Origin of the sequence: Chryseobacterium sp. IHB B 17019, assembly GCF_001456155.1 — a bacterium.
Classification (GTDB): Bacteria; Bacteroidota; Bacteroidia; order Flavobacteriales; family Weeksellaceae; genus Chryseobacterium.
Map to the genome: position 1 here is coordinate 19,141 of NZ_CP013293.1, position 21,682 is coordinate 40,822.

Here is a 21,682-nt window from a genome sequence, read left to right on the forward strand (position 1 = left end):
AAAATATAAGGCTGTGAAATTTAGTTTTCCCAGTTATGGCTAAATGCGTAATTTTAGAACAAATTTTTAGAGAATGATATACGGTGTAGATGTTTTCAGATTCCATGATGTTTTGGAAATCTGTAAAGCTCCAAATAAAGCTAAGCTAAACAAAGCTGCAAAAGATCAGATTTTAAAATCCCAGAAAAATGTACAGCAAATTGTAGAGTCGGATCGTTGTGTTTATGGAATCAATACAGGTTTCGGGCCGCTTTGTGATACGAAAATTTCTGCTGATGAAACTGCATTATTACAATATAATTTAATTATTTCTCATGCGGTAGGTGTAGGAAAACCGATTGATAAAGAGCTTTCAAAAATTATGATGATTGCTAAAGTTCATGCTTTGTCAAAAGGATTTTCGGGAGTTTCTCTTGATGTAATTGAGAGAATGATTATGATGTTGCAGAAAGACATTATTCCTGTCGTTCCGGAGCAGGGTTCTGTGGGAGCTTCAGGGGATTTGGCTCCTTTGGCGCATTTGGTTTTACCGCTTTTGGGATTAGGAAAAGTCTGGGTAGGAAATGAAATTTTCGAAACGGCAGAAATTTTAGAGAAAAATAACCTCGAACCGTTGACTTTAGGTCCAAAAGAAGGTCTGGGATTAATCAACGGAACTCAGTTTATTCTTGCTCATGCCATTAAAGGTCTGGAAAAGTTCGAATATTTATTGGATCTTGCGGATATGACGGCTGCGATGAGCCTTGAAGCTTACAGAGGTTCGGCAAGTCCGTTTAAAAAAGAGCTTCATGACATCAGGCCATTTGAAGGAAGTAAAAAAGTAGCGGCTAGAATGCTGAAATTTTTAAAAGGTTCTGAAAACCTTAAAGCTCATGAAGACTGTGAAAGAGTGCAGGATCCATATTCTATGAGATGCGTTCCTCAGGTACACGGGGCAAGCAGAAATGCTTTCGAACATTTGAGAATGATGGCAGAAACGGAACTGAATTCCGTAACAGACAACCCGATTGTTTTAAGTGCCGAAGAATCCATTTCAGGAGGAAATTTTCATGGACAATTAATGGCGTTACCTTTAGATTATGCAACATTGGCGGCGGCTGAATTAGGAAATATTTCAGACAGAAGAAGTTATTTATTATTGGAAGGAAAATACGGATTGCCAAGATTATTAACGGAAAGCTCAGGTTTAAATTCTGGATTTATGATTCCTCAATATACTTCTGCGGCGTTGGTTACAGAAAATAAAACGTTGTGTTTTCCGGCTTCTGCGGATTCTATTCCAACGAGTTTGGGTCAGGAAGATCATGTTTCGATGGGAAGTATTTCAGGAAGAAAATTCAATCAGGTTTTGGGTAATTTAGTGAATATTTTAGCAGTTGAATTGATGTTTGCAGCGCAAGGGTTAGAATTCAGAAGACCTGCAAAATGCTCAAAAATTATTGAAGAAAATTATGCAGTTATTCGTTCAAAAGTCGCCAAGCTTGAAGAAGACCGATTAATTGGGGAAGACATGTTGGCTATCGCAGAATTGATTAATGAAAGAAAATTTGTAGTTAATTAATTTTTTAAGCATAAAATTTTTAAAGGCTTCCAGAAATGGAAGTCTTTTTATTTTCCCACAGATCTCACAGATTTACGCTGAAGATTGCGCATATTCTTTTTTAATTTTAAAAATTAATCATAATGAAATAAAAACATAAACATCTGTGTAAATCTGTGAGATCTGTGGGGAAATAAAAAAATATTAATTTAGCAACATAAAACAATCAAATGACTACTAAAAGAACAGATTCTTCCAACACAGATTTTCAAAGCTTAGTTAAACTTTTAGACGCGGATTTAGCGATTCGTAACGGAGATGACCATGCCTTTTACGACCAGTTCAATAAAATTGATGCAATTAAAAACTGTATTGTTATTTATATTGATGAAATTCCGGCGGCTTGCGGGGCTTTCAAAAAATTTGAAGAGAATACAGTTGAAATCAAAAGAATGTACACCAACCCAAATTTCAGGAAAAGAGGCTTGGCTACCACAATTGTAAATGAATTGGAAGCTTGGGCAAAAGAATTAGGTTACAAAAAAGCAGTTCTGGAAAGTTCATTAGAACAAAACGAAGCCCTTTCTGTCTATGAAAAAAGTGGCTACCAAAGAATTCCAAATTACGGACAATATATTGGAATTGATAAAAGTGTCTGCTATGAAAAATCACTATAAACATTTTCTTCAATTGTTATTTTCAACATAATAAAAGTAAGATTAATTTAAATTTCAACTGTCTGTATTTCAATGTAAAGTGATATCTTGGTGTTACCAACCAAATATTATTTTATATGAAAAGAAACGTATTTTACCTATTGATGCTGTTTTTTGTTTTTACAGCATGTAACAGAGATGATCTTCAAAACAATCCAGAAAACATGGAAGTTGTCCAAAAAGATCCACTGACAGCAAAACAGATTAATGAAAAAATTAATGAAACCATCAAAACCAAAGGAAGATTTTCATGGAAAGAATCCTCCGATCATTTTGTATGGAGTGCAATTTATCAGGGAAATAAAATAGCGTCTATTGGGTTCGGTTCTTCGTTCGACAGAAGCCTGACACCTGATAACAAAGCTATCGAGGAGGAGATTTTAAGTATTATTGAGCAGTACGAAGGAAAAGAGAGAGTTTTATTGTCTTCAGATCAATATTTAAATCAAATTGACGTTGCCATAGAAAGACAGGAAACGGTAATTGCTTTAAGAAAAATGGAAAATATCCGTTATCTGGAGCCTGCCGATTATCATTATTTTGAAAATGAAAGAAAGTTCAACGGTGCAGCAAAATCGAGCAGTTCGTCATCAGGATGCGGATTTGAATCAACAGCATTAAGCTCTTCAGATTATACCACCATAACCCCAAATGCAAAAGCACCTTGGTCTTTCACAAAACATAATATCATCAATGCGTGGAGCTACAGCACCGGAGCCGGAGTCACCATTGGAGTCATTGACAGTGGGACTTCACCGGAGCAAAGTTTATTGGGAAGCAGTTTCAACAACGGGCTTTCGTCTGGAAGGACGATCAGTAAAAATGGAGTCTATGTTGATTCTGTCTGGCCTTGGAGTAGCGGATTCGACGGTCCAAATGATCAATGCGGGCACGGAACAAGCATGGCCTCAGCGATGGTGGCTCCGAGAAATAATCTGGGACAGCCGGTTGGTGTTGCCTACAATGCGAATCTGGTGACTTATAGAGCTGCTTCCAACGTGGTTTTGGATGGTTATCATGAGCAAAATGGTGTGAAAATCGCTTTTACAGAATTGGGAAATAACAACAATGTTAAAATCATTTCCATGTCAATGGGGCACATTTTCTCTGTCGGGAAAATTGAGGATGGTGTAAAATACGCTTATTCCAAAGGGAAATTAATTTTCTGTGCCGGAGGAACTTCTACAAGCTTTACGAATTTCGTTGGGGTAATTTTCCCGGCATGGATGTCTGAAGCACAAGCCATTACAGGAGTGAAAGAAAATACATCCAACCAAAAATGCGATGTGTGTCATTCCGGATCGGAAATCGACTTTACCTATCAGATGGAAAGAGCTTCCGGAAACAGTATTCCGGTGTTGAGCTATTACAACGGACAAACAGATTATGTAGGTGGTTCTTCCGTAGCGACGGCTTCTACAGCAGGAATTGCAGCATTGGTGTGGTCTAAAAACCCTTCATGGACAAGAGATCAGGTGTTAAACAAAATGAGACAGTCGGCAACGTATTATCCAACCCCGAATTCAGATTACGGTTACGGAAATATCAATGTTTTACAGGCTGTTCAATAAATCAGTTTTAAAATAAATTAATAAAAAAGTAATGTTGTTTGCAGCATTACTTTTTTTAATTTTAATAATTAAGTATTTCTACTTATGGTGAAAAATTAGTAATTGTACGCTAACAAATTCATTATAAGTGTAATAAATTTGTCATGTGATCACAATCTAAAAACTTATAACCATGGAGACCAGAAACCATCCAAACGGGGCGAAATCCGAAAAGCCACAAGAGTAGGAAAACAAAATATTAATCATGGCAACAGAAGAATTAGTAGTAGGAGGGTGGACAAAATATCATGCTCTTACACCAGAAGATCAAAAAGTATTTGATGAAGCAATGCGCGGATTCGTTGGGGTAAAATACACGCCTCAGGAAGTATCTACACAATTGGTAAACGGTACCAACTACCGTTATAGATGTATTGCTTCAATGCCACCTTCGCAAGTGGTTTGGGAAGCAATTGTGGAAATTTATGCTCCAATTAATGGAGAGCCACATGTTGTTTCTATTCATAGAATCTAATTGCAGCATTTTAATTGTCATAAATCGGAGGAGCTATCTTCCGATTTTTTATTTATCCAATTCTCACGCTCGTCATGCTCAGCGAACCGGCGATTAACGCATCATTAAATAAGGTCAGATTTTCAGATTTATCTTTTAAACCTAAACTATAAATCAGCGGTAAGTAATGATCAGGCGTAGGAATTGCATACTGCAAAGAAGTTCCTTGTTTTTGATAATCAATAATGTTCTGAAAATTCCCGTCCAACAGCCAGTTGTTGGTTTTCTCACGGGCTTCAATTGCCCAATCCCAGCCGGATCCGACCGTGTTGATATTTCGCCAGTCAATCAATCTTAAATTATGAACAATATTTCCACTTCCGATAATTAAAATTCCCTTGTCACGAAGTTTATTCAACCGTTTTGCCAAATCAAAATGATATTGCGGAGATTTTGTATAATCAATACTCATCTGAATCACAGGAATATCCGCATCAGGATACATATGCCTGATAACCGACCACGCGCCGTGATCCAAACCCCAATTGTGATCCTCTTCAACTAAAACAGGAGCCAAAAGTTCAGCTGTTTCTCTCGCCAATTCCGGATTTCCGGGAGCGGGATATTGAACATCAAACAAAGCCTGGGGAAAGCCTCCAAAATCATGAATGGTTTTCGGCAGATCCATGGCGGTTACCTTTGTTCCGTTCGTAAACCAATGTGCGGAAATACACAGAATAGCATTCGGTTTCGGGATCTCTGTCGCCGCTTTTCGGAAACCCTGTACAAATTGGTTTTCTTCAATTGCATTCATAGGCGAACCATGCCCGAGAAATAAAACAGGCATTCTTTGAGTATTCCCAAAATTTTCGCTTATATTTTGTAGATCGTTGAGGTTCATTTTTATTTAGATAATAGAAAAAAGAGCAAAGAACAAAGACTTTGATCTTTATTCCTTACTCTTTTATCATTGTTCTTATACTTTTAAGCTTGTTTCACAAACTGTAATTCTCCGGCAAGCTTTACATCTTCGCTTACCATTACACCTCCTGCTTCAAGAGCTGCATTCCAGTTTAATCCGAAATCTTTTCTGTTGATTTTACCTTCAAAAGAAAAACCTGCTTTAGTATTTCCCCACGGGTCAACGTTGATTCCGTTGAAATCTACATCAAGAGTTACAGGTTTTGTAATTCCGTTGATGGTAAGATTTCCTGTAACAGTACCGTTCAGAGCCTGAGCATCGAATGTGATGGTAGGATTTGCTTCAGCGTTGAAAAACTCTGCAGATTTCAGGTGATTATCTCTGTCTGCATTGTGTGTAGAAATAGAATCTGTCTGGATTGTTGCCGTAGTTTTAGCGTTCGCAAAAGTATCATCTTCAGCTTCGATTTCTGCATTGAAATTGGTAAAATTTCCTTTAATATTAGAAATCATCATGTGTTTTACTTTGAAAGTAATTTCACTATGCGCTGGGTCTAGGTTCCATTTTGTAGCCATTGTATTATATTTTTTATTGTTATTGTATGATGCAAATGTAGTACAGGTTACGGGTACAAATCATTGATTTAGGATAAGAAATGATTTCCGCTATATTTTAAACAAATATCCATAACGTGTAAACCTCCATCCTCCATCTCCCAACTTCCATCTCCTAACTTCCATCCTTTAGAAGCTTTTCCCGCTATCCACTATATCTTTTTTGTTACGGCTTCCGCTTTGCTCCAGCCGCAACAAAAAAGGATGCCGTTTCTATCGGGGCTAGGATTGCAGTCTTTATTACAATATTCAACCCAAAACTGGTGACTGAGGTTCTCGAAGTCACCAATATCAATAACAACTGTCAACCAAAACCACTATTAATTTAAGAAATAAATCCTATCAATCCATTAATATCATTTTATGAATCTTTTATTTTAACACTTCTTAACGTATGGTTTTTATTTCTTATTTTTGATGGATTCAATTTTATACAATGAAATTATATAAGTTTTCTTTATTGATGATGGTTTTGGGCGGCTCGGCATTTGCTCAGACCCAAAAATTTACGATGGCGGAAGCTGTTAACGGCTTGAGAACGAATCTGGCGGTTAAAAATATCTCTCAATTTTCATGGTCAAATGATGGGAAATCATACATTCAGGCGGTAAAAGGAGGATATTTAATCACTGATTTGAAAACAAGCAAACAAGATACATTACTGTCTCTGATGCAATTGAATAAAAACCTTGCAGACAATAAATTCAATGCAGTTCCGCAGATTAAATTTATCAGCAATTCTCACGGTTATTTCAATTCTGGTGACAAAATGGTCTGGGTAGAAAAATCCGGAAGCGACTGGAAAACGAAAACCTCTGTTGCCATAGATAAAGATGCTTCTAATGTAAAAGTTTTCGGAGATAATGAAACTTTTGCCTTTACAGTAAAAAATAATTTATTTGTCAATAAAAACGGAAAAACAATTGCTGTAACGAATGATTCGGATGAAAATATTCTAAACGGCGCTTCAAATGTCCACAGAAACGAATTCGGGATTGATACAGGAATTTTTCCCGCTCCGAACTCTGAAAGTCTGGCTTTCTACAGAATGGATCAGACAATGGTTGCAGATTATCCGATTATCGATTGGTCTGTAACTCCCGCAGTTAATCACAATATCAAATACCCGATGGCCGGGCAAACTTCTCATCAGGTTACTTTGGGAGTTTTCAATATTAAAACTCAGGCAACAACTTTCTTAAAAATTGAAGGTGAAAAAGATCAGTATTTAACGGCTGTAACGTGGAGCCCGGATTCAAAATATATTTTCGTGGGAGTGCTGAACAGAGGTCAGAATCACATGAAAATGAATCAATACGACGTTGCGACAGGAGATTTGGTAAAGACTTTATTCGAAGAAACAAGCGACAAATATGTTGAACCACAACATCCATTGACGTTCTTCCCGAATTCCAATACAGATTTTATCTGGCAAAGTCAGAGAACGGGTTACAATCATTTATTTCATTATAGTTTAGAAAAAGGACTGATTGCACAGATTACAAAAGGAGATTGGCTGGTTACTGATATTTTAGGCTTTAATGAAAAGAAAAAGGAAATTTATTTCACTTCTACGAAGGAAACGCCTTTAGAAAAACATATCTATAAAATCAACTGGACCAACTTCAAAATGCAGCGTTTAGACAGTGCGGAAGGTGTTCACACGGGAATTTTGAGCAGTGACGGAAATTATCTTTACGATATCTACAGCAATGCAAATACCCCAAGAGTTGCGAATATTATTAATACAAATACCTTAAAATTCAATAATATTTTAACTTCTGAAAACACTTTAAAAAATTATCAGCGTCCGGAAATTAAGAATGTAGAATTAAAAGCAGACGACGGAACTCCTTTATACGGAAAAATCATTCTTCCGACGAATTTTGACCCGAATAAAAAATATCCGGTCATTGTTTATTTATACAACGGTCCACATTTACAGTTGATTACGAACACTTTCCCGGCTTCCGGAAATCTTTGGTATGAATATATGGCTCAAAATGGCTACATCATTTTCACGATGGACGGAAGAGGTTCTGCGAATCGTGGTTTGAAGTTTGAGCAGGCTGTTTTCAGAAACTTAGGAACAACCGAAATGAATGACCAGATGAAAGGGGTGGAATATTTAAAATCACTTCCATACGTAGATTCAGAAAGAATGGGAATTCACGGCTGGAGTTTTGGCGGATTTATGACGACGAGTTTCATGCTTCGTCATCCTGAAGTGTTCAAAGTAGGTGTTGCAGGCGGTCCCGTGATCGATTGGAGCATGTACGAAATCATGTACGGCGAAAGATATATGGATACGCCACAGGAAAATCCGCAAGGGTATGCAACGTCGAATCTTTTGGATAAAGTTCAGAATTTAAAAGGTAAATTATTAATGATTCACGGAGCTCAGGATGACGTGGTGGTTTGGCAGCATTCGGTGAAATTCATCAAATCTGCAGTTGATAACGGAGTTCAGTTGGACTACTTTATGTATCCGGGACATCCGCACAATGTGATCGGAAAAGACAGAGTGCATCTGATGCAGAAAGTGACAGATTATTTTGACTTATATTTGAAGAAATAATCTCTAAAAATACAGAATGAACTTAGTAAAAATAGACAGAATCCACTTTCATACGTTTGATTCTCTGAGATTCCTGTCTTTTTTATTAGTTTTCTTGCGCCATTCCCCCGTTCCTGAAGATAGTATTTTGTACTATTTCTCTCATGAAGGAGGGATTGGTGTTTCTTTTTTCTTTGTTTTAAGTGGTTTTTTAATCACTTATATTCTTATTCTTGAAAAAGTTAATAATCAGGGAAAAATTTCATTGGAAAAGTTTTTTAAAAGAAGAATATTAAGAATCTGGCCATTGTATTACGCCATGGTTTTATTTGCGATGTGCACGCCTTTTATTCTTGATTCTTTTAATATTTCTTATTCTGATGAAGGGTATCAGCCGAATTGGTTTTTTACACTCACCTTTTTGGAAAATTATGTGTCCATGTTCACCCATCAGCTTCCGAATGTAGCGCCGTTGTCTGTGATTTGGTCGCTTTGTGTGGAAGAGCATTTTTATATTGTCTGGGGCCTGGCTTTTTATTTTATTTCTTTAAAAAATATTCCGAAACTGCTTTTTGGGTGTATTATTTTTTCTTTCATCATGCAGACTGTTTATGAAAAATATGATCTTAATATGTTAGATCTTTTTACGAATATTCACTTTTTTGCTTTTGGGGCGATTCCGGCTTATATTTTTGTTTTTAAGAAAGATATTATTGAAAAATTAGGTCAAATTCCGGCTATTTATAAATATTTTTATGCCGTTTCGATCATTGGAATTATTTTAATTGTTGCCAATACAAATGCAATTCCTGATCTTAAAATAAGCTCATTTCTTTTTGCTATTCTATTTTCTGGGTTGATTTTATTTACGCTTGGAGAGAAAAATGTATTTAAAATTTCTGATAAAAGTATCTTAGCCAAATTGGGAAAATATACCTATGGTTTGTATTTGTTCCACACAATATGCATTAGTTTATTCTTAAAAATAGGAACTAATTTTGAATTAAATTGGGTTGCAATAACCGCCTTATCATTTACTTTAACTGTAATATTTTCAGTATTATCCTATCATCTTTTTGAAAAACAATTTTTAAAACTTAAAAATTAATTCAATCTCAATCTTAGCCTCAGCCTTACCTTACTTCTTATCAAAGATCAATGTTTTTGGTTTTCTATTACACTAATTTTGTTCAACTAAAATCAACAATATGGAATTAGGAATAGGAATGTTTGGAGATTTGTCAATTGACCAGACAACCGGAAAATATAGAGATGCGGGCGTAAAAATCCGTGAAATTCTTGAGCAGGTAAAATTAATGGACGAAATAGGAATTGATGTCTTTGCAATGGGAGAGCATCACCGTCCGGATTATGCGGTTTCGTCTCCGGAAATTGTTCTCGCTGCGGCTGCAAGTATTACAAAAAATATAAAATTAGCGAGTGGGGTAACGGTTTTAAGTTCATCCGAACCGGTAAAAGTATATGAGGATTTTTCAACATTAGATTTGATTTCTGACGGGCGTGCAGAGATATTTGTGGGACGTGGAAGTTTTATAGAATCTTTTCCTCTTTACGGCTATTCTTTGAAAGATTATGAGGAGCTTTTCGATGAAAAATTAGAATTATTATTAAAAATAAATTCAGAAGAAAACGTAACGTGGTCCGGAAAATTACGTGCCCCGATGAATAACCAAACCGTTTATCCAAGAGCAAAAAATGATGGAAAATTGTCGATCTGGCGAGCAGTTGGCGGAACTCCGCAATCGGTTTTGAGTGCTGCACAACTAGGAATGCCTTTGGTAGTTGCCATTATCGGAGGAATGCCGATTCAGTTTAAAAATTTAATTGAATTCTACAAACAGGAGTATAAAAAAGCAGGACATGATGAATCAAAAATGCAGATTGCAGTACATTCTCATACTTTTGTAAGTGACGATCCTAAAGTAATTGACGGATATTTCCTTAATTATAAGTCACAGGTGGACAGAATCGGCGCTTCAAGAGGCTGGGCTCCTTTCACCAAAATGCAATATGAAAGCGGAAGAGGGGAAGATGGAGCTTTATTCATCGGAAACTCTAAAGAAGTGGCAGATAAAATTGTTTATTTAAAAGAAATCTTCGGGATTACAAGGTTTATTGGTCACATGGATGTAGGAGATCCTTCTCACAATATTATGATGAAATCAATTGAATTGTTCGGGAAAGAAGTAAAACCGGTTATTAAAGATTTATAAAAATGAACCCTTCGCTGAATTTCAACGGAGGGTTTTTATTGTTTTATAATTAATATCTTAATTTTACAAAAAAAACATGCAGCAGCCATCCAAAGATCCTCTTCACGGAAAACGACTTGATGCCATTCTTGAGGAATTGGTAGAATATTATAATGGTTTTGAAAAGTTGGGCGAACAGATTAATATCAAATGTTTTACAGACAATCCGAGCATTAATTCTTCCCTGAAGTTTTTACGTAAAACAGACTGGGCAAGAGCTAAAGTGGAGAGTTTGTATCTATATGTTTTAAGGCAGAAAAAACGGAATGAAACAAAAAACGAAAACTGAAAACCGAATGGTGCATAAGTTTTTCTCCCGTTTAATTATTTCAAAAACAGTATATTTGTGCGATTAATCGTGAATAATATCACGTCAAAAAAAGAAAATATGACAATCGAAAACAATCATGTTGTAGCTGTAAGTTACATACTTCATACTATCGAAGAGGATGGGAGTAAGATTCTTGTAGAAGAAACAACAGCAGAAAATCCACTTACATTTTTATACGGTGTAGGAATGATGATCCCAAAGTTTGAACAAAATATTCTTGGTTTAAAAGCTGGTGATAAAGCTGCTTTTACAATTCAGCCGGAAGAAGCTTACGGTGACAAACAACCGGATGCCATTGCGCAATTGCCGCTTGAAATGTTCAAAGATTCTGGGACTCCGCCTGTGGGAGCAATTTTACCTCTATCTGATAATCAGGGGAATAACTTCCAGGCATTTGTAGTAGAAGTAACACCTGAAGCTGTAGTGGTAGATCTTAATCACCCAATGGCTGGGAAAGTTTTAGATTTCCAGGTGGAAATTTTGAACACACGTCCTGCGACACAAGAAGAGTTGTCACATGGTCACGCTCATGGAATTGACGGAACCGACGCTCACTAAAAAATATTATATATATTATAAATGTCCGATTTTATCGGGCATTTTTTTTGATCTTTAACACAAAAGACATTTTCAAAAATTTTAAAGCTATATGTTCTTATTACAGTTTATATGAACTTATATAATTAACATATAATCTTTTGGTTAAATTTAATTTGAAGTTTGATTATTTTAATCCATAAACTCACCTGAAACATAATACCAACGCTCATGCATTTTCTGAAATATTGAAAACTCATGATGAACCTGTGGATTTCCGTCCTGATCAGTATAATATGCTTTAAATTCAACCTGGTTCAAGGCCGGTGTCCGGATAATTTCCAGTTTTGTCCATTGGTTGATTTCTCCCCATTCCTGAAGATCTTTTTTATTATGATATTTCCTTTTTCCGGGAAGGGTTGCTTCCATCAGATATTCACCATTCGGAATTGCAAATGCGGAAAACCTTGAGCGCATCAATGCTTCAGCGGTCGGGGCATGTTTTTCTCCGGTGTGGTAAGGTTTACAACATTCTTCGTATGATTTTCCGGAACAGCAGGGACAATTCATTTTTTTGATTTGATTTAATTTTAAACACAAATTTACACGAATATTTTTTCACAAATGACGCAATATATTTAGGTTTGGTCCAAAGCCCGTTCCTACTTATATGCGATTCGTGTTATTTGTGAAAAAATATTCGTGTAAATTTGTGTTAAATAAAAAAAAGCATCCAAGTAAATGAATGCTTTTAAGATTTTATTTAATAAACCCCCTGCTTCTCAATAAAGGCTTAATATCCGGATCATGTCCTGTGAAATCCCTGAAGGCCTGGTTCAGATCCACAGAATTTCCAACGGAAAGAATATATTTCCTGAAACGGTCACCATTTTCTCTGGTAAGCCCACCGTTATTTTCAATCCATTCCCATGCATCATTATCAAGAGTTTCAGACCATAAATAAGCATAATATCCCGCAGAATAATCACCTCCCCAGATATGAGCAAAATAAGGAGTATGATAACGTGGAGGAACCGATGCTAACGTAAATCCATGATTTGCCAGAGATTGTTTTTCGAAATCTAAAACAGGAATCAACTGATTTTCATTGGTTACAGTATGCCAGTCCATATCCAGCGCAGCAGCAGAAACTAATTCCGTTGTCATATATCCCTGATTGAAGGTTGCCGCTTTTTTGATTTTATCAACTAAAGCCTGTGGAATCGGCTGTTTTGTTTCGTAATGAAGAGCATAATTTTTTAAGACCATAGGATCCAAAGCCCAATGTTCATTGATTTGAGAAGGAAATTCTACAAAATCTCTCGGTACATTGGTTCCTGAAAGTGATGGATATTTCTGGCTCGCAAACATCCCGTGGATAGAGTGTCCAAATTCATGGAAAATTGTTGAAACATCATCATAACTAATTAATGAAGGTTTTCCCGGTGCCGGTTTCTGATAATTGTAGCAGTTGACAATAACCGGTTTTGTTGCCAAAAGATAAGATTGCTCAACAAAATTGCTCATCCAGGCGCCACCGTTTTTAGAATCTCTGGTGTAAAAATCCAGGTAATAAATGGCAAGGGATTTCCCGTCATGATCGAAAACTTCGTAGGTAACCACATCGGGATGATATACTGGAAGGTCTGTTCTCTTTTTGAATGTCAATCCATAAAACTTTTCTGCAGCGAAGAAAACTCCTTTTTCCAAAACTGTCGTAATTTCAAAATAAGGCTTAATCTGGTTTTCATCCAAATCGAATTTTGCTTTTCTTACCTGTTCAGCATAAAAATTCCAGTCCCAAGGTTCAACTTGGAAGCCGCCTTTTTGCTGATCGATGAGGTCCTGAATATCCTGTGCTTCACGTTTTGCCGTTTCTACGGCAGGTGTTGCAATTTGATTCATTAATTTCACTGCAGCCGTCGGGTTTTTCGCCATCTGATCCTGCAATTTCCATTCTGCAAAGCTTTTTTTGCCTAAAACCTGGGCCTTTTTAAGCCTTAATTTTGCAAGTTTCTCAACCGTTTCTCTTGTGTCGCTCGCACCACCTTTTTCTGCTCTCAGCCAAGATGCCTTGAACAGCTTTTCCCTTGATGCTCTGTTTTTAAGGTTTTGTAAAAGAGGCTGTTGTGTTGTGTTTTGTAACGCCAGAAGATATTGCCCGGGTTTCTCTGCATTTTTGGCATCGGTCGCGGCAGCTGCGATTTCATCTGCAGAAAGCCCGTCTAATTCTTTTTCATCTGTAAAGAAAACTCCGCCCTGTTTTCTCGCTTCCAATAGCTTGTTTGAATATTGGGTGGACAATGAAGCCAGCTCCTGATTGATTTGTTTTAATTTTTCTTTGTCGGCTGCAGAAAGATTTGCACCTGCAATTTCAAAATTTTGCTTATAATATTGTAGTAATCTTTTGCTTTCAGAATCCAGACCGTTTTCAGAAATGGCTTTTATTCTTTTATAAAGATTTTCATTAAGATACATTTTATCGGAGTGCGCTGCAAAAATAGGAGCGTACTGTTCATCCAAAGCCTGTAAAGTAGGATTTGTATTGGCACTTGTAAGATTTGAAAATACAATGCGTGTCCTTTTATAGATTTCACCACTTTTTTCCAGAGCCACGATGGTGTTTTCGAAAGTCGGGGCCTCAGAATTATTGGCAATTTTCAGAATTTCGGCATCGTGTTGCTTAAGTCCGAAATCAAAAGCCGGCTTAAAGTGTTCATCTTTAATTTTATCAAACTCAGGAGCTTCGTACTGAAGACTGCTTTTCTTCATAAAGGGATTGGATGAGAGGGAAGCGTCCGGTGTGGGAGCCTCCAATTTTGTATCCGTATTTTTCATTGTAGTACAGGATTGATTAAATGCTAATGCAGAAATTAATAATACTGATGAAATCTTCTTCATAAATTATTTATTAAAGCATAAAGATATTAAAACTTAAGCTAAAACGATGCTTAAATAAATAGAAAAGGCTTTCCTGAAGAATCAGAAAAACCTTCTTACTATATTCGAAAAATGACTAGATCTGTTTCGGCTTATGTGCAGTTGATGTTACTTTTCTTGTCATCAGTACAGCCAATATTTCAAATGCTCCCACAATGACATGTGGCAGATAAACCTCTTCATGAAAACCAAACAGCCATGGAGATACCAGTAAAAGTAAACCGGCGACAAAATCAATGGTCAAATGGGTTTTGAAAGACAGCATACGAGCAATTGAATACTCATAATTTGTAAAAAGGCTGTACACTATTGTTGATATCCCGAGTACAACAGGAATCGTGGTTGCAGCGCCGTTATCAGCAAATCCTAAAAGCCATGGGGCGGCAATTAACAGTATGCCCACAAGGTAATCCAGTACGGCATGAGTTTTTGATGAAATCATAATAATATTTTTTGTGGTGTGGTCTGTTTTAGTTCAACTTTTGTACCATCAAAAGAAAAGATGTGGTATAAGTTATTGATTTTTAGAATGTTTTATTTTAATTTCTATAGAAAAATTATATAAGAAAAAGCTTAATTATGATTGAAGTAATATTATAATTTAAACAGATGTAATATTTTTTATAAATTAGTTGTTATTAATAAAAGACATTAACTAAAATTATAAAGCAATAAACATGAAATCACAAACTATTTTTATTTTTTCAGCCTTTGTGCTATTAACCTCGTGTGAAAAAAATGAGCGCAGAAACCATGATAATGAAAAAAACAATTGGGTAGAAAAGGTTGTAGACAAAGATCACGGTCCCATGAAACAAAAGGAGGTAACAGGCGATTTTGATGAGATTGAAGTTTCTCAGGCAATTGATGCTGAGGTTATAAAAGCAGATGTAGAAAAAGTAGTGATTTCTGCTCCTGAAAATATTATTGACGAGATTTTGGTGGATAACAGCGGCGGAAACCTTCACATTCATTACAGACCCGGAATCAGGGTGATGAATTCGAACAATGTTTCAGCTAAAATTTACACTAAAGATTTCTCAAAATTAAATGCAAATTCTTCTGCAAAAATTACGGTAAAAGATAAATTCGTTCAGGAAAAAATGAATATCGAAGTTTCAAGTGCGGGAACAGTTTCCGGAGATCTTGAAGCCAATGATTTTGATATTTCCGCAGACAGCAGCAGTAATTTCACTGGGAAAATCTGGGCTGTTGATCTTGATGTAGATGCTTCATCTGCTGCAAGTATTAATATTTCCGGAAAGGCAAAAAATGCTGAGATTACCGCTTCTTCAGCAGGTAGTATTTCTGCAGAAGATGTGGTTGCGGATAATGTAAACGCAGAAGCATCAAGCGGTGCAAGCGTGCAGATCAGTGCAACATCATCTATAAAAGCAGAAGCATCATCAGGTGGAAGTGTGAATGCTTATAAAAAAGGAAACGTTACAACGGTAACGAAAGAAGAAAGTAGTGGTGGAAGTGTAAGCATCCAGTAAAATTATTGTTCGGTTTCCTCATCATCTTCCCCTGATGAGGAACCTTCCCACTCACGATTATCAAAATTAAGATTATCATAAGCCAATAATTCCTCCTCTCGTTGGAGGATTTCTTTTGTTGCAAAGAGAATAAGCTCATCTTCCTCGTCTTTCATCCTTGCCAGCTTTTTTACGGAAGCTTTATCAATGGCCATAAACCTTTGTGCGAGACGTCGTGCGGCATATTTCCGCATTCCGGTTTCATGAAGAACATCTACTGCCATATCCACGGCTGTCCCTAAGGTTTCACGATAAATATTAGTAATTCCGTTATTTAAATAATCATAAGCATCAATCCTGTTTTTGGCTCTTACAAAGATTTTCACGGAGGGATAATGCTCACGGACAAGATCAGCAATGAATTTATTATCATCAGTATCATCCAGACATAAAACCAGGATTTCCGCCTCTTCGATTCCGGCGGCTCTTAAAGTCGGGATTTTCGTAGCATCACCGTAATATACTTTAAAACCATAGCTTCTTAAAAGCTTCACGCGGTCAGAATCTCTGTCCAGAACGGTTGCGGAGATTTTATTCGCTTTCAAAAGCCGCCCGACTGTACTCCCAAAATGCCCGAAGCCAACAATGATGATTCTCTTTTGGGAAACATTGCTGTCCAGAATATTATAATCGTGATCGCCTTCCGGGACTTCTTTGATGAATTTTGATATAATCAGCTTATCATTAATAATTAAAAGAAAAGGAGTAATGCACATTGTGATTGCGGTGACGACCATCATTTGCGCATTCAATTCTGGGCTTAAAAGATAAAGGCTTGAAGCATAATTAATCAATACAAAGGCAAATTCACCCACCTGCGAAAGGGCAAAAGCATAGAATAAACTTTGTGGAGTATCAATTTTGAAAAACTTTCCGATGGAATAAAGAACAACGAATTTTATCATTAAAACTGCAAAAACAGTACTGAAAATAAAAACGGGATCCTGTTGGATTACATTAAAATTCATAGTGGAGCCCACACTCACGAAGAAAACGGCGAGAAGTAAACCCTTAAATGGGTCAATCTGGGCCTCCAGCTCATGCCGAAACTCACTATTGGCCAACATTACTCCTGCCAGGAAAGCGCCTAAAGCAGGGGACAACCCTATCGTGACCATCAATTCTGAAACTCCAATGACTAAAAACAGGGAAGAAGCCGTCAGAAGCTCTGTCATTCCTGTTTTTGAAATATATCTTAAAAAAGGTACAAAAACATACCGTCCGAGTAAAATTAAAATAACAACGCCTAAAATCACCGTTGCAAACTGCAGCCATTCCGGTAACGTTTGGATCAGAACCTGGATATCACTGTCATTATGCTTTGCTTTATAGTTGGCAATGAGAGGAAGAATTGCCAAAATGGGAATTACCGCCATATCCTGAAACAAAAGCGTTGAAAAAGAAGCTTCTCCGGCTAATGTTTTTAAATTATTTTTTTCCTGTAAAGTCTGCAAGACTATTGCCGTAGAAGACAATGCAAAACACATCGCAATCGCAATGGCCTTGTCGATACGCCAGCCGGCAGATATAAAAACAAGGAAAAGCAATAAAATCGTAAACAGCATCTGGGTCAGTCCCAACCCGATGATTTTCTTCCGCATTTCCCAGAATTTCCTCGGTTCCAGCTCAAGGCCAACCAGAAACAACAGCATAATCACACCAAACTCACTGGCATGCATAATGTCGTCGACATCCTTTCCCGTCAGTCGTAAAACGTAGGGGCCAATGATAATTCCGCCTGCGATATACCCAATCACAGAGCTTAACCCGAATTTCCTCGCCAGCGGAACCATAATAATGGCAACGCCTAAGAAAAGAAGAGTATTCATGGCCAAGCTGGTTTCCATACTATTGATTGAGAAGTTCTGAGAATTCCTGTTTATGTAGAATGATGTCTTTTTTCGATAATTTATTGGCTTCGTAAACGATTTTGATGTTTTTAATATTGGCTTTAAAAACATTCAGGGAAACAATAAGACCGCTGATAAGCTCTTCTATGGTGTATTTATAAGTTCCATCCTTACTGAAAGATCTTTCCTTCCCTCCTGTTGTGACAAGAATATGCACTTCTTTGCCTTCCAATGGATTTTCTTCACCTTCTTTTAGCCAGTCACGATCAAAAACCTCATCAATCCAAAGCCTTAACAAAGGTGGCATTCCAAACCAGATTAGCGGAAACTGGAAAATAAAGCGATCATAATTTTTTAATCTTTTTCTCTCCCGGAAAGCGGCAATATGAAAATCCGGATACTCCTCATAAAGATCCCGAAGCGTAAAATGTTGGTGCCGGACATAGAAATTAATGAGCTCTACATTCGAGTTTGAGTGCTCTAGATAAGGATGCGCAAAAACTACCAACGTCTTCTTCATAAAGCTGTTTTCAGTAAATTTAATGAAAAAAGTTTAAATTAAAGGTAGGTTTTGGATAGGTTTATTGATTTTTAATTAAGAATATTTTCGTTCGCAAAGGCACTCAGCAAAGATGAAAACTTTATTGAGTTACTTTAAACTTAAAGAATTTAAAGGCGATAATTTCTACCATCCCCCGGAAGCACCCCCGCCTCCGAAACTTCCGCCACCGCCGAAGCCTCCAAATCCGCCTCCACCGCCGGAACTTCCACCGCCAAAGCCACCTCCTCCGAAGCTGCCTGGAAAAGGGAAAAACCCTCCCGGATAGTTTCTGCGACCTCTTCTGGAAAGGATCACGTCGTCGTCATCATAGTTTCCGCCACCTTTTCCGCCGCCTCTGTTTCCAAAAAGAATGGAAAGAATGATGAGAATAACAAAAGCTATGATAAGAATTTTAGAAATGCTTACGTTGCCACCTTCACCCGGATCATTCAAGGGTTTGAATTTTCCCTGAACGGCTTCCATGATTGCTGAAGTCCCACGGTTGATTCCTTCATACCATTCACCCTGCTTGAAATGTGGTGTAACGATATAGTCCAAAATCTGTCCCGCAACGGATGCCGTGAGATATTGTTCCACAGCCCTTCCTTGTTGGATAGACATGGTGTGATCTTCGGTTGCAATTAAGAAAACAACGCCATTGTCAACGCCTTTTTTCCCGATTCCCCATTTTTGTCCGAACATGGTTGCCAGAAAATTCACATCTTCACCTTTTGTAGAGGGAATAATCACTACTTCAATTTCCGTTGAGGTAGAATCTGCGAATGCGATCAGCTTTTTATTAAGATCATCTTTTTCCTGCTGGCTTAATATATTGGCTTCATCGTAGACAGGATAAAGAATTTTGGGTTTTGCAGGAACGGTGTATTGTGCTGATACAAAAGTGTAAAAGCAGATCAGTAAAAATGAAAATACTATTTTAAGAGAATGTAATTTCATTAGGAAGTTCGTTGTGGTTTTTTCCTGTTACAGGAAAATATTTTTTTAATTCTAAGCCGGTTTCGAGAATGGCACTTTTTAAGGCTTTATAATAATTTCCTTTAGCAAATTCAGAGGTAATATAGTCATGCAGATGATCCCAGTAAGATTGATGCACCTTTTCATGAATTCCGGTATCACCGATAATGGTAAGATATTTTTGTTCGAAATTCACGTGAAAAAGCACGGCATTTTTTTCTTTGGTTTTGTTCAGGCACAATTCTTCGAAAACTTTAAAGGCAATTTTTGCGTTATCACCTTCGGTATTCGAGTCAATATGCACTCTGATCTCGCCGGTAGAGTGTTCTTCTGCTGACTGAATAGCTTCCACAAGGGAAGCTATCTGCTGATTTGTAAGGAAATTGCCCATTATTCTGAGAAAACTTCAGGTGCTTTCTGAGCTCCTGCATCCGCCTTGAAATAAGGTTTTTCTTTAAAGTTTGTAAAATTCGCCAAAATATTATTCGGGAAAGTTTTGATCGATGTATTGTAATCCTGAGCTGCTTCGTTGTAGTAAACAGTTTCTGTTCTGATGCTGTTTTCGATGGCGGTGTATTCTCTTTGAAAATTGATGTATTGCTGATCCGCTTTTAAGTTCGGATATTGCTCAACAACAGCCATTAATCTGCTCAATGCACCCGTTAATTCACCCTGTGCAGCCTGGAATCTTGCGATATCCTGTTCTGTCATATTCGTAGGGTCTACATTGATAGAAGTAGCTTTAGAACGGGCTTCAATTACTTTAGTAAGTGTTTCCTGCTCAAATTTGGAATAAGATTTTACGGTTCTTTCCAGATTCGGGATAAGGTTTGCTCTTTTTTGGTAAACGGTTTCTACGTTTGACCATTTTGTATTTACAGTTTGTTCTTTTGTCACAAAACTATTGTAGCCGCTTTTTCCCCAGAAGAATAGTACCACAACAATGATAAGGAGAGCAATGCCGATGGTTCCGGCGCTCAAACAGCCCTTGTTTTTCATAGTTTATTTTTTTTAAAATTTTTTGTGCTTATCAAATATACAAATTATGTACTAATTTTGTAAAAAATATTTTAATGACAACAATAGTCGTGGCAATGGGGGAGAAGAACGAAATTGGTTTTAAAAATCAGTTGCTTTGGCATCTTCCGAAAGATTTAAAACACTTTAAAGATATTACGTCGGGTCATCCGATAATCATGGGTAGGAAAACATACGAAAGCATCGGGAAACCGCTTCCAAACCGCACGAATATTGTTGTGTCCAGGCAAAAAGACTGGTTTGAAGAAGGAATCCTGATTGTAGGAAGCATTAAGGAAGCTATAAAATTTGCTAAAAAAATCGACGAAGAAGTTTTCATTATCGGTGGTGGTAATATTTATGAGCAGACTATGGATATTGTTGATGTACTTGAAGTCACGCTCGTGAAAGCGGATCTTGAAGCGGATACTTATTTTCCTAAAATTGATTCTAAAGTATGGAAAAAAACAGATGAGGTTTGCTATGAAAAAGACGAAAAAAATCAATATGATTTTTGTTTTCAGCGATTTGAGAAAATCAAAAGCGAATAGTTGATAAAATCTAGCTTCCAACTTCTAGCTTCTAACCTCTAATTTCTTTATCTTTGCATTTCTAAAATTGAATAATGAATAAGTACATAAAAATTGTAATTGCGGCGGTTCTTATACTTTTAGGACTTTGGATGATGATCTTCACAAGAAATCTTGGTTGGGGAATTGTGATTTTTCTTCTGGCCTCATCGCCTATCTTACTTTTCTTTAAAAATGAATATATCTTATTGGCTTTCTGGCAATTGAGAAAGCAAAATATGGGCGGAGCTGCAGAATGGCTTACGAAAATTAAAAATTATGAATCACAACTCCATAAATCTCAATACGGTTATTACCATTATTTATTGGGACTTACGCAGGCTCAGGATCACCCGACAAAAGTGGAGCCTTTGATGAAAAAAGCCTTGGAGTACGGTTTAAATATGAAACACGATAGAGCAATGGCAACCTTGAACCTTGCAGCAGCGGCTATTTCTAAAGGAAGAAAACAGGAAGGCCAAAAATTACTGGAAGAAGCAAAAAGGCTTGACAGTGCAGGAATGATGACGGATCAGATCAAAATGATGAAAGATCAGCTGAAAATGCCAACCATGCAAAAGCACATGCACAATCCTAATATGAGACAGAGAGGAGGAAAAATAAGATAGATTTTTTAAAAATATAAAAGGCAGAAAATTATACTTTCTGCCTTTTTTTATGATTTTTATTCTTTGATTTTA

22 protein-coding genes are annotated in these 21,682 nt (G+C 36.9%); 12 read left to right on the forward strand and 10 right to left on the reverse strand.

What is annotated here, in order from left to right:
* Positions 1–73 precede the first annotated feature (73 nt).
* From hutH to ATE47_RS00100, 4 genes are all read left to right on the forward strand, one after another.
* On the forward strand, positions 74–1,561 hold the full coding sequence (gene hutH, locus ATE47_RS00085) for a histidine ammonia-lyase (RefSeq protein ID WP_062160049.1): 1,488 nt from the start codon (positions 74–76) through the stop codon (positions 1,559–1,561).
* Between the two features lie 209 nt (positions 1,562–1,770).
* The gene (locus tag ATE47_RS00090; RefSeq protein ID WP_062160050.1) at positions 1,771–2,217 is read left to right on the forward strand and encodes a GNAT family N-acetyltransferase; all 447 of its coding nucleotides are present in this window, start codon (positions 1,771–1,773) and stop codon (positions 2,215–2,217) included.
* 116 nt (positions 2,218–2,333) lie between these two features.
* Positions 2,334–3,827, forward strand: a complete 1,494-nt coding sequence (locus ATE47_RS00095; protein ID WP_062160051.1) for a S8 family peptidase — start codon at positions 2,334–2,336, stop codon at positions 3,825–3,827.
* Positions 3,828–4,071: 244 nt separating this feature from the next.
* Positions 4,072–4,341, forward strand: a complete 270-nt coding sequence (locus tag ATE47_RS00100; protein WP_062160052.1) for a hypothetical protein — start codon at positions 4,072–4,074, stop codon at positions 4,339–4,341.
* A gap of 52 nt (positions 4,342–4,393) precedes the next feature.
* Here the strand turns inward: ATE47_RS00100 and ygiD are convergent, their stop codons facing one another.
* Complete coding sequence (ygiD, locus tag ATE47_RS00105) at positions 4,394–5,221, reverse strand: 4,5-DOPA dioxygenase extradiol (RefSeq protein ID WP_062160053.1); 828 nt, start codon at positions 5,219–5,221, stop codon at positions 4,394–4,396.
* 83 nt (positions 5,222–5,304) lie between these two features.
* The gene (locus ATE47_RS00110; protein ID WP_062160054.1) at positions 5,305–5,817 is read right to left on the reverse strand and encodes a YceI family protein; all 513 of its coding nucleotides are present in this window, start codon (positions 5,815–5,817) and stop codon (positions 5,305–5,307) included.
* A gap of 475 nt (positions 5,818–6,292) precedes the next feature.
* Here ATE47_RS00110 and ATE47_RS00115 point away from each other — a divergent pair, with 475 nt between their 5' ends.
* From ATE47_RS00115 to ATE47_RS00135, 5 genes are all read left to right on the forward strand, one after another.
* Complete coding sequence (locus tag ATE47_RS00115) at positions 6,293–8,434, forward strand: S9 family peptidase (protein WP_062160055.1); 2,142 nt, start codon at positions 6,293–6,295, stop codon at positions 8,432–8,434.
* Positions 8,435–8,450: 16 nt separating this feature from the next.
* Positions 8,451–9,521: an acyltransferase family protein gene (locus ATE47_RS00120; RefSeq protein ID WP_062160056.1), complete on the forward strand. Its 1,071-nt coding sequence runs from the start codon at positions 8,451–8,453 to the stop codon at positions 9,519–9,521.
* A gap of 100 nt (positions 9,522–9,621) precedes the next feature.
* The gene (locus tag ATE47_RS00125) at positions 9,622–10,647 is read left to right on the forward strand and encodes an LLM class flavin-dependent oxidoreductase (RefSeq protein WP_062160057.1); all 1,026 of its coding nucleotides are present in this window, start codon (positions 9,622–9,624) and stop codon (positions 10,645–10,647) included.
* Between the two features lie 76 nt (positions 10,648–10,723).
* Complete coding sequence (locus ATE47_RS00130; protein ID WP_062160058.1) at positions 10,724–10,975, forward strand: VF530 family DNA-binding protein; 252 nt, start codon at positions 10,724–10,726, stop codon at positions 10,973–10,975.
* Between the two features lie 99 nt (positions 10,976–11,074).
* Entirely contained in the window at positions 11,075–11,575 is a 501-nt protein-coding gene (locus ATE47_RS00135) for an FKBP-type peptidyl-prolyl cis-trans isomerase (protein WP_062163385.1), read from the forward strand.
* A 171-nt stretch (positions 11,576–11,746) separates the two neighbouring features.
* Here ATE47_RS00135 and ATE47_RS00140 read toward each other — a convergent pair whose 3' ends face one another.
* The 3 genes from ATE47_RS00140 to ATE47_RS00150 form a co-directional block, all read right to left on the reverse strand.
* A complete protein-coding gene (locus tag ATE47_RS00140) occupies positions 11,747–12,124 on the reverse strand; it encodes a YchJ family protein (RefSeq protein WP_062160059.1) in 378 nt (125 codons plus the stop codon).
* A gap of 189 nt (positions 12,125–12,313) precedes the next feature.
* Positions 12,314–14,455 carry a M3 family metallopeptidase gene (locus ATE47_RS00145; protein WP_062160060.1) on the reverse strand — a complete coding sequence of 714 codons (2,142 nt, stop codon included), beginning with the start codon at positions 14,453–14,455 and terminating at the stop codon, positions 12,314–12,316.
* Between the two features lie 115 nt (positions 14,456–14,570).
* A complete protein-coding gene (locus ATE47_RS00150; RefSeq protein ID WP_062160061.1) occupies positions 14,571–14,936 on the reverse strand; it encodes an SPW repeat protein in 366 nt (121 codons plus the stop codon).
* Positions 14,937–15,171: 235 nt separating this feature from the next.
* On the opposite strand from ATE47_RS00150, the gene ATE47_RS00155 reads away from it, so the two are divergent.
* Positions 15,172–15,990 (forward strand): head GIN domain-containing protein, encoded by an 819-nt coding sequence (locus tag ATE47_RS00155; RefSeq protein WP_062160062.1) that lies wholly within the window; start codon positions 15,172–15,174, stop codon positions 15,988–15,990.
* A 2-nt stretch (positions 15,991–15,992) separates the two neighbouring features.
* Here the strand turns inward: ATE47_RS00155 and ATE47_RS00160 are convergent, their stop codons facing one another.
* The 5 genes from ATE47_RS00160 to ATE47_RS00180 all read right to left on the reverse strand — a co-directional run bounded on the left by ATE47_RS00160 (position 15,993) and on the right by ATE47_RS00180 (position 20,394).
* Positions 15,993–17,876 (reverse strand): monovalent cation:proton antiporter-2 (CPA2) family protein, encoded by a 1,884-nt coding sequence (locus ATE47_RS00160; protein ID WP_062160063.1) that lies wholly within the window; start codon positions 17,874–17,876, stop codon positions 15,993–15,995.
* Between the two features lies 1 nt (position 17,877).
* Complete coding sequence (locus tag ATE47_RS00165) at positions 17,878–18,399, reverse strand: NAD(P)H-dependent oxidoreductase (RefSeq protein ID WP_062160064.1); 522 nt, start codon at positions 18,397–18,399, stop codon at positions 17,878–17,880.
* A 165-nt stretch (positions 18,400–18,564) separates the two neighbouring features.
* Entirely contained in the window at positions 18,565–19,377 is an 813-nt protein-coding gene (locus ATE47_RS00170; RefSeq protein ID WP_062160065.1) for a TPM domain-containing protein, read from the reverse strand.
* The gene (locus ATE47_RS00175; protein WP_442857070.1) at positions 19,358–19,786 is read right to left on the reverse strand and encodes a TPM domain-containing protein; all 429 of its coding nucleotides are present in this window, start codon (positions 19,784–19,786) and stop codon (positions 19,358–19,360) included. Before ATE47_RS00175 ends, ATE47_RS00170 begins: the two co-directional genes overlap by 20 nt.
* Positions 19,786–20,394 carry a LemA family protein gene (locus ATE47_RS00180; protein WP_062160067.1) on the reverse strand — a complete coding sequence of 203 codons (609 nt, stop codon included), beginning with the start codon at positions 20,392–20,394 and terminating at the stop codon, positions 19,786–19,788. The genes ATE47_RS00175 and ATE47_RS00180 overlap by 1 nt, the downstream gene beginning before the upstream one ends.
* Before the next feature lie 74 nt (positions 20,395–20,468).
* Here ATE47_RS00180 and ATE47_RS00185 point away from each other — a divergent pair, with 74 nt between their 5' ends.
* On the forward strand, positions 20,469–20,963 hold the full coding sequence (locus ATE47_RS00185; protein WP_062160068.1) for a dihydrofolate reductase: 495 nt from the start codon (positions 20,469–20,471) through the stop codon (positions 20,961–20,963).
* 74 nt (positions 20,964–21,037) lie between these two features.
* Complete coding sequence (locus ATE47_RS00190; protein ID WP_062160069.1) at positions 21,038–21,610, forward strand: hypothetical protein; 573 nt, start codon at positions 21,038–21,040, stop codon at positions 21,608–21,610.
* Positions 21,611–21,682 lie beyond the last annotated feature (72 nt).